The following is a 7,112-nucleotide window of genomic DNA, read 5'->3' on the forward strand; positions in this document are numbered from 1 at the left end:
GGAATTCACGATGATGCGCCGCGCGCGGGGGCGGCGGCGCCTGTCACCGGTGCGTCACGGGAGGCGCCGCAGGATGAGTCCCGCGGCGCGCGTTTTCCAGCCGCGAGACGTTTGACCCCCGGGCCGTGCCGCCCGCCGATTGGAGAGAAGTCATGAACAAGTCCGAACTGATCGAAGCCGTGTTCGCCGCCGACCCCGAGACCTCCGGCTTCATGTATGAATTCATCGAGTTCGCGAAGCTCGACGCCTTCTTCGCCGGGGCGGACCCCGAGGCGGCGGCGCTGCTGCTTCCGGCCGTGCAGGCGGCGCGCGAGGCGGCCCGCAAGACCGGGGCCGAGGCCGATGATTTCCGCTTCGCGCTGGTCGATATCGACGGCGACGGGGAGGCCGACGCCGGGGCGGTGTGGAAGGCGCCGGCGAATGTGAAGGACGCGGGCGGCGAGACGCTCGGCTGGGCGGTGTTCGAGGGCAATGACGAGAACGTCTTCACCTTCACCGCCACCGACGACCTGTTCGTCTGAGGCGCAGGGGCAGGGGCCGGCGCTCCCGGCCCCTCCAGGCAAACGAAAGGGGCGGACCCGCGAAGGTCCGCCCCTGTTCATGCCTGAAGGCGGAAGTTCTCCGCCGTCACGTCGTCGCGATGGGGCCCCGCGGTGTGCGCGGGGCGCAGATCACTTGATCTTGCCTTCGCGGTAGTCGACGTGCTTGCGCGCCACCGGGTCGTATTTCTTCACGACCATCTTCTCGGTCATGGTGCGCGAATTTTTCTTGGTGACGTAGAAGTGCCCGGTGCCCGCGGTGGAGTTCAGGCGGATCTTGACGGTGGTCGGCTTCGCCATGGTCTCGCTCTCCTGCCGGGGCGTCGCCCCGCTAGGGGCGCGGTTTCGACCGCGCCAAGTGAAGGAAAATGTTGAAGCCGCTTCATACAGCGGCGGGCGGCGCTGTCAAGCGCATCCGGGGGGATTTTCCCCGCGAAGGCGCGAAGGTTGGGGCCAAGGGGAGGCCGCGCGCTCAGCCCCCGCGGCGCCGCCCCGCGCGCCCCAGCGCGACGGCGGCGCAGAGCGCGCCGGTCCCCGCCAGCACCCACAGCATCCCGTGCGGCGGGGCCGCGTCCGCCGCCGCTCCCATCAAGGGCGGCACGGCCAGCGCCCCGAGCCCGTAGCAGGTCATGAAGGCCGCCGCCGCCTGGCCCAGCGCGCCGCCTTCATAGCGCGCGCCAAGCTCGGCCAGCGACACGGAATAGAGCGCGACCGCCATCCCCCCGAGGGCCGCCGTCACCAGCCACAGCGCCGGACCGTCCGCCCCGATCCGCGACAGCGCCGCGGCCCCGAGCACGCAGGACAGCCCCGCCAGCGCGATCAGCATCCGCCGGTCGAACCGGTCCGCCGCCAGCCCCAGCGGCACCTGCAGCGCGACGTTCCCCAGCGCCACCAGCACCGCGAGTCGGATCGCCGCATCCTGCGAGAGGCCGATTCCCAGCCCCCAGACGGGCAGCATCGCGAAGGCCCCCATCTCCACCGCGCCGAAGGCCGCCGCCGCCGCCATCGGCGTGGGGTCCGAGCGCAGGAACGACAGGCTCCGGCGCAGGGAGCTCGCCTCGCCCAGCCCCCCCGGCGCCGCCCGCCGCGCCGCGATCACCGGCGCCATCGACAGCACCGACACCCCCGCGGCCAGCAGCGGCGGGCCCCAGCCCGACAGATCCATCACCTGCAGCGCCGCGGGGCCCGAGGCGAATCCCATCGACAGGAACAGACCGTAGATGCCGATCCAGCGCCCCCGGCGGGCGGCGGGGGCGGCGGCGACGATCCAGAGCTCGGAGGCGTAGAAGCAGGCCGCGACCCCGAGGCCGTGCAGGAAGCGCAGCGCCGTCCACCAGGCCGGGTCGCGCCACAGCGGCAGCGCCAGCAGCGACAACGCGCAGAGCGCGGCGGCCGCGGGCAGGAACAGCGGCAGCCCGAGGCGCCGGATCAGCCCCGGCAGCAGCGGCATCCCCAGCACCATCGCCAGCGCCGGGGCGGCGGCGTTGAGGCCGATCACCAGGTTGTCCGCCCCCATCGCCTTCAGCGACAGGCCGAAATACGGGAAGGCCATCGACAGCGAGAAGCCCGACATCACCCCTGCGGCGATGGCGGCGAAGAGCCCGGCGGGGGAGGGGCGGGCGTCGGGAGTCGGGGGCGCGGTCATGAAGGCTCCGGGAGAGGGGGCGCGCGCGGGGAAGGGCGGCGCGCCGGAACCCTCGGCCCCCGCGCGCCGCGGCGCAAGGGGGGCGGGCGCCGCCGGGTGGGACGGCGCCGCGCCGTCGCCCGCGGGGCGCCGCCCCGGGGCGGCCCGGGCCCGCGAACGCGAAAGGGCCCGCCATGGCGGCGGGCCCTTCGGTCGTCGAAGGCGTCGGCGCGCGCTCAGAGCGCGTCGAAATAGGACCGGTCGCCATCGTGGTGGAAGAACGGGGCCGGGCGGTCGCCGCCGGCGCCCGAGAGAATCTCCTCGACCTCGGCCAGCACCACCTCGGTGATCAGCGGCAGCTCGAGCCGCCGCGCCTCGGCCAGCGTCACCCAGGTCAGGTGCGAGAGTTCATCCGACGCCTCGGAGAAATCATCCGGGTCGCCCACCACCGTGGCCGCGTCGGCCAGGAAGAACCGCGCGTCGAAGCGGCGCGGGCGGAACGGCGGCGTGACCGCGCGGAACACGAAGGTCAGCGCGTCCGGCGTCGGCGCGACGCCCTTGTCGTAGAAGCCGCGCCAGCCCTCGGGCGCCTCGGCGGCCAGCCGCGCGGCGGCGTCCGCGTCGGGCCGGCCGATGCGCAGCCCCGTCTCCTCCCAGGTCTCGCGGATCGCGGCGAGGGCGAGCGGCAGGCCCAGCCCCTCGGGCGCGCGGGCCGCGAGGCGGCGCGCGCAGGCCTCGGCCAGCGGCGCGTCGCCGCGCGCGCAGGCGGCGTCGGCCATGGCCCGGTCCTCGGGGTCCAGCGCGCCGCCGGGGAACACGAATTTCGAGGGCATGAAGGCGGCGCCCTTGCCGCGCATGCCCATCAGCACCCGCGGCGCGTCGCCGTCATTGCGCGCCAGCACCAGCGTGGCGGCGTCGCGGATCGCCTGCTTGTCGATTTTCTTCGCCGGGGCTTCCGCCCCGCCTGCCCGGGCGCCGTCGGTCATGCTGCGCTCCCCCCATCCATCTTGTTTTCGCGGCGACTATGACCCGCCGCGCGCGGGGCTGTCCAGCGGGCGCGGTTCGAAATGCGGAACGGGCGACCGCAGATGGGCCGCCCGTCCGGAAGGGGGGATGTGCGGCGCGCGCCGGGTCAGCTCTTCTTCTCGAACCCGCCCATGCGGGTGGCCCATTGCAGCCCGACCACCATGGCCTTGAACCGCGGCAGCAGCAGCAGGCTGAGCGCAAGCACCACCACGGGCCACATCACCATGTGCACCCACATCTCGGGCGCCCAGAAGTCGTTCACCGTCAGCAGCATCGGCACCACGAGATGCCCGACCACGAGGATGGTGATCCAGGCGGGCATGTCGTCGGCGCGGTGGTGGTGCAGCTCCTCGCCGCAGACCATGCACTGGTCGCGCACGGTCAGGTAGCCGTCGAAGACCGGCCCCCCGCCGCAGCGGGGGCAGGCCCGGCGCCAACCGCGGCGCAGGGCGATTCCGATGGAGCGCTCGCCGTTGGTCTCGGCGTCGTTCTCGATGATCGGCGCGCTGTCCGCGCCGGCGGCGGGGGCCGCGTCGGGCGCGGGCGCCGCGTCGGCCTCCCGGGCCGTGATGTTCGGGTCTATATGCATGGAACGGAATGTGAGGGTTCGGCCCCCGCTGCGCCAGTGGGCGCTTGGTCTTGCGGCGCCGTGTCGCTCGCGCCCCGCGAAGCCCTTGCGGGCGCGACGCTTTCGGGCGGAAACGGCGCGGCGGGCGCGGCGGTCTCGCGCCGAAGTCATCGGCCCGTGCGCGCGGGGCGCTGCGCCCGCGACCCAAAAATCTTCGAAAAAAATGCGACGGAACCCCCGGCCCGGCGCGTTGGACCATTGAACCCGGCGGGACGGGGCGCGGCGCAGCGCCCGTCCCCTCCGCCGGGGATTGAACCGCCGGCCCTCTTCCCCCTCGGGGGTCGGCGCAGCTCTCGAGGAGACAGACATGTTCAGCAATCGTCCCCTGCTTCCCGCCTCGCTCGCCGCTCTCCTGATGGTCGGCGGCGTCGCCGGCGCCATGGCCCAGGGCGGCGCCCAGACCCAGGACGGGTCCCAGGACGGCGCCCAGTCCCCCCGCATGCCGGGGATCGAGCGCATGTTCTCGGCCCTCGACGCCGATGGCGACGGCAAGGTGACCCGCGAGGAAGCCGCCGCCGCCCCGCAGCGCCGCTTCGCCGCGACCGACGCGGATGGCGACGGCAAGCTGACCGCCGAGGAGCTGACCGCCGCGCGCATGCAGATGATGCAGGCCCGGATCGAAGCGCGCGTGGCGCGGATGATCGAGCGGCTCGACGCCGACAAGGACGGCGCCGTGTCGGCCGAGGAGATGGCCGCGATGCGCCAGGGCCGCGCCGAGCGCCGGATGGAGCGGATGTTCGACATGGCCGATGCCGACGATGACGGCGCCGTGACCCGGGCCGAGGCCGACGCCGCCTTCGCGATGATGAAGGAGCGGATGGAGCGCCGCCACGGCGGGCGCGACGGCAAGTGGGGCCATCATGACGGCCATCACGGCAAGGGCCGCCACGGCGGCTTCTGGATGGACGACGACGAAGGTTGATCGGCCGAGATCCCCTCCCGCGCCCGGGCTGATGCGGCGCGGGAGGGGGCGGCCGCGCGCGTCCCGCCCCCTCATCCCCCCTCCACGACCACGGGGGGACGCGCGCGGCCGATCCGTCCCGCCTCCGCACGCCCCGCATCTTTGCGCCCCGGCTGACGCCCCGCGCGATCCGGTGGACGCAGGCCGGCGGCGCTTGACGGGAGCGCGCGAAAGGACGCACGGAAAGGCGCATGACCATGCCCTTCGACGCAGCCTCGGCCGCCGAGGACGACGCCCTGGTCGCCCGCTTCGCCGCGGGCGACGGCGCCGCCGCGCGCGCCATCGCCGCCCGGCACGCCCCGCGCGTGCTGGCGCTGGCGCGGCGCATGCTGCGCGACGAGGCGGAGGCCGAGGACGTGACCCAGGAGGCGCTGCTGCGCCTGTGGCGCACCGCCGCCGACTGGCGCCCGGGCGAGGCGAAGCTCTCGACCTGGCTGCACCGGGTGGCGGCGAACCTGTGCATCGACCGGCTGCGCCGCCGCAAGCGGCTGTCGGGCGACGAGGCGCCCGAGACCGAGGACGAGACGCCCTCGGCGCTGGCGCGGATGGCGGCGGATGAACGCGGCGCCGCCCTGCGCGCCGCGGTCGACGCGCTGCCCGACCGGCAGCGCCAGGCGGTGCTGCTGCGCCATTTCGCCGAGATGTCGAACCCCGACATCGCCGCGCGGATGGACCTGAGCGTCGAGGCGGTGGAAAGCCTGCTGGCCCGCGGCAAGCGGAGCCTCGCGAAGGCGCTCGCGCCGCGGCGCGGGGGGCTTGGCCTCGAGGGTGCGGGGCTGGAAAGATGACTGTGCCTGGAAAGATGACTGGGGCTGGAAAGACGACTGGCGGAAAGGAGCGAGAGATGGGCGATCGTATCCCCGGCGCGGACGGCGCCGCGATGACCCTTGAGGAGTTCCGCCTGCTCTCGGAGATCCATGGCGGGACGGTCGAGGACTGGCCCGCGGATCGGCGCGCGGCGGCGTCGGCGCTGCTGGACGCCTTGGAGGAGGCGCGCGCGGCGCTGGCGGAGGCCGCGGCGCTCGACGCCGCGCTGGCCGGGCTCGTCGCCGCGCCGCCCGAGGCGGAGGGCGCGGTCCCGGACGCGCTGATGGCGCGGATCCTCGCCGATGCGGACGCGGCCCTTGCGCCCGATGCGGCCCCGGCCACGCCCCCGGCCCCCGTGCAGGAGCAGGCGGCCGCGCCGCCGAACGCCGCGCCGCCGAACGCCGTGCCGCCGCGCGTGGTCCCGCTGCGCCGCCGGGCGCGGCGCGAGATCCCCTCGCCCTTCGCCTTGCTGCACGGCTTCGCGGCGCCCGCCGCGCTCGCCGCCTGCGCGCTGGTCGGCCTGTTCCTGGGCTGGAGCGCCCCCGAGACGCTGGTCGACCCGGTCTATGGCGCGCTGTCGGGCGCGTCGGCCGAGGAAAGCTTCATGTCCGCGGCGCTGATGACCGAATTCGACCCCTTCGCGGTGGACCCCGCCCAATGACGGGGCCGATGACCGCAAGCCCGTTTCCCCCCGCCCCTCGCGGCGGCCCGATCCCGGATCCCTGCCGATGACCGACGACAAGACCCCGCCCGGGCCGGACGCGCCCGATCCGCAGACCCCCGAATCCGGCGGGCCCGCCGCCGCCCCGCCGCGCCGCCGGCGGCGCTGGGTGGGCTGGGCGCTGGCGGCGTCGCTGTGCCTCAACCTGCTGCTGCTGGGGGGGATGGCGGGCGCCTTCCTGCGCCACGGCCCGCCCGGCGCCTCGCCCGCCGCGGGGCTCGACGCCTTCACCCTGCACCGGATGATGCACCGCCTGCCGGACGAGCAGCGCGACGCCGCGCGGGACCTGTTCCGCGCCCATCGCCCCGATTTCGACGCCCTGCGCCCGCGCTGGCGCGAGACCCGCGCGGCGGTGGCCGCGGCGCTGGGGGCCGAGCCGTTCGACCCGGAGGCGCTGCGCGATGCGCTGCGGGCGGCGCGGCAGGCCGAGGTCGAGGGCAAGGGCCTGCTCGACCAGGCGATGGTGGAATTCGCCGCCGGCCTGCCCGCCGAAACCCGCGCCGAGCTGGTCGAGGAACTGGGCCGCAGGCGCTGGCACGGCAAGGACCGCGACGGCTGGCGCGAGCGGCATCGCGGCGGCGATGGCGACGACGATGATGACGACCGCCGCCGCTGGTGGCGCGACTGAGGCCGCGCCCGGGCCGGGCGGGCCGGGACGGGGAAACGGGGAAAGGCGCCTGCGGGCGCCTTTTTTCGTGCCGGTCGGTGGAGGGACGGCGTTTTCTTCGGCTTCGGCTTCGGCTTCGGCTTCGGCTTCGGCTTCGGCTTCGGCTTCGGCTTCGGCTTCGGCTTCGGCTTCGGCTTCG

The 7,112-nt window shown here is 74.9% G+C and carries 8 protein-coding genes and 1 pseudogene; 5 read left to right on the forward strand and 4 right to left on the reverse strand.

The genetic code is table 11. The features are described 5' to 3' along the window. The first annotated feature begins 152 nt into the window (after positions 1–152). Positions 153–521 carry a hypothetical protein gene (locus ACQ5SO_RS17440; protein ID WP_430942914.1) on the forward strand — a complete coding sequence of 123 codons (369 nt, stop codon included), beginning with the start codon at positions 153–155 and terminating at the stop codon, positions 519–521. Between the two features lie 150 nt (positions 522–671). Here ACQ5SO_RS17440 and rpmG read toward each other — a convergent pair whose 3' ends face one another. From rpmG to ACQ5SO_RS17460, 4 genes are all read right to left on the reverse strand, one after another. Next, on the reverse strand, positions 672–839 hold the full coding sequence (gene rpmG, locus ACQ5SO_RS17445; protein WP_430942915.1) for a 50S ribosomal protein L33: 168 nt from the start codon (positions 837–839) through the stop codon (positions 672–674). A gap of 172 nt (positions 840–1,011) precedes the next feature. After that, positions 1,012–2,184 carry an MFS transporter gene (locus tag ACQ5SO_RS17450; RefSeq protein ID WP_430942916.1) on the reverse strand — a complete coding sequence of 391 codons (1,173 nt, stop codon included), beginning with the start codon at positions 2,182–2,184 and terminating at the stop codon, positions 1,012–1,014. A gap of 215 nt (positions 2,185–2,399) precedes the next feature. Then, on the reverse strand, positions 2,400–3,149 hold the full coding sequence (locus tag ACQ5SO_RS17455; protein WP_430942917.1) for an NUDIX hydrolase: 750 nt from the start codon (positions 3,147–3,149) through the stop codon (positions 2,400–2,402). 146 nt (positions 3,150–3,295) lie between these two features. Further along, positions 3,296–3,778: a DUF983 domain-containing protein gene (locus tag ACQ5SO_RS17460; RefSeq protein ID WP_430942918.1), complete on the reverse strand. Its 483-nt coding sequence runs from the start codon at positions 3,776–3,778 to the stop codon at positions 3,296–3,298. A 346-nt stretch (positions 3,779–4,124) separates the two neighbouring features. On the opposite strand from ACQ5SO_RS17460, the gene ACQ5SO_RS17465 reads away from it, so the two are divergent. The 4 genes and pseudogenes from ACQ5SO_RS17465 to ACQ5SO_RS17480 all read left to right on the forward strand — a co-directional run bounded on the left by ACQ5SO_RS17465 (position 4,125) and on the right by ACQ5SO_RS17480 (position 6,934). After that, on the forward strand, positions 4,125–4,739 hold the full coding sequence (locus tag ACQ5SO_RS17465; RefSeq protein ID WP_430942919.1) for an EF-hand domain-containing protein: 615 nt from the start codon (positions 4,125–4,127) through the stop codon (positions 4,737–4,739). Positions 4,740–4,939: 200 nt separating this feature from the next. Further along, a pseudogene (locus ACQ5SO_RS17470) lies at positions 4,940–5,566 on the forward strand (RNA polymerase sigma factor); the annotation flags it as partial. Positions 5,567–5,622: 56 nt separating this feature from the next. Further along, the gene (locus tag ACQ5SO_RS17475; RefSeq protein WP_430942920.1) at positions 5,623–6,246 is read left to right on the forward strand and encodes a hypothetical protein; all 624 of its coding nucleotides are present in this window, start codon (positions 5,623–5,625) and stop codon (positions 6,244–6,246) included. Between the two features lie 67 nt (positions 6,247–6,313). Continuing rightward, positions 6,314–6,934 (forward strand): periplasmic heavy metal sensor, encoded by a 621-nt coding sequence (locus ACQ5SO_RS17480; protein ID WP_430942921.1) that lies wholly within the window; start codon positions 6,314–6,316, stop codon positions 6,932–6,934. The last annotated feature ends 178 nt before the right edge of the window (positions 6,935–7,112 follow it).

Origin of the sequence: Rhodovulum sp. DZ06 (assembly GCF_050586345.1) — a bacterium.
Classification (GTDB): domain Bacteria; phylum Pseudomonadota; class Alphaproteobacteria; order Rhodobacterales; family Rhodobacteraceae; genus JBOCEF01.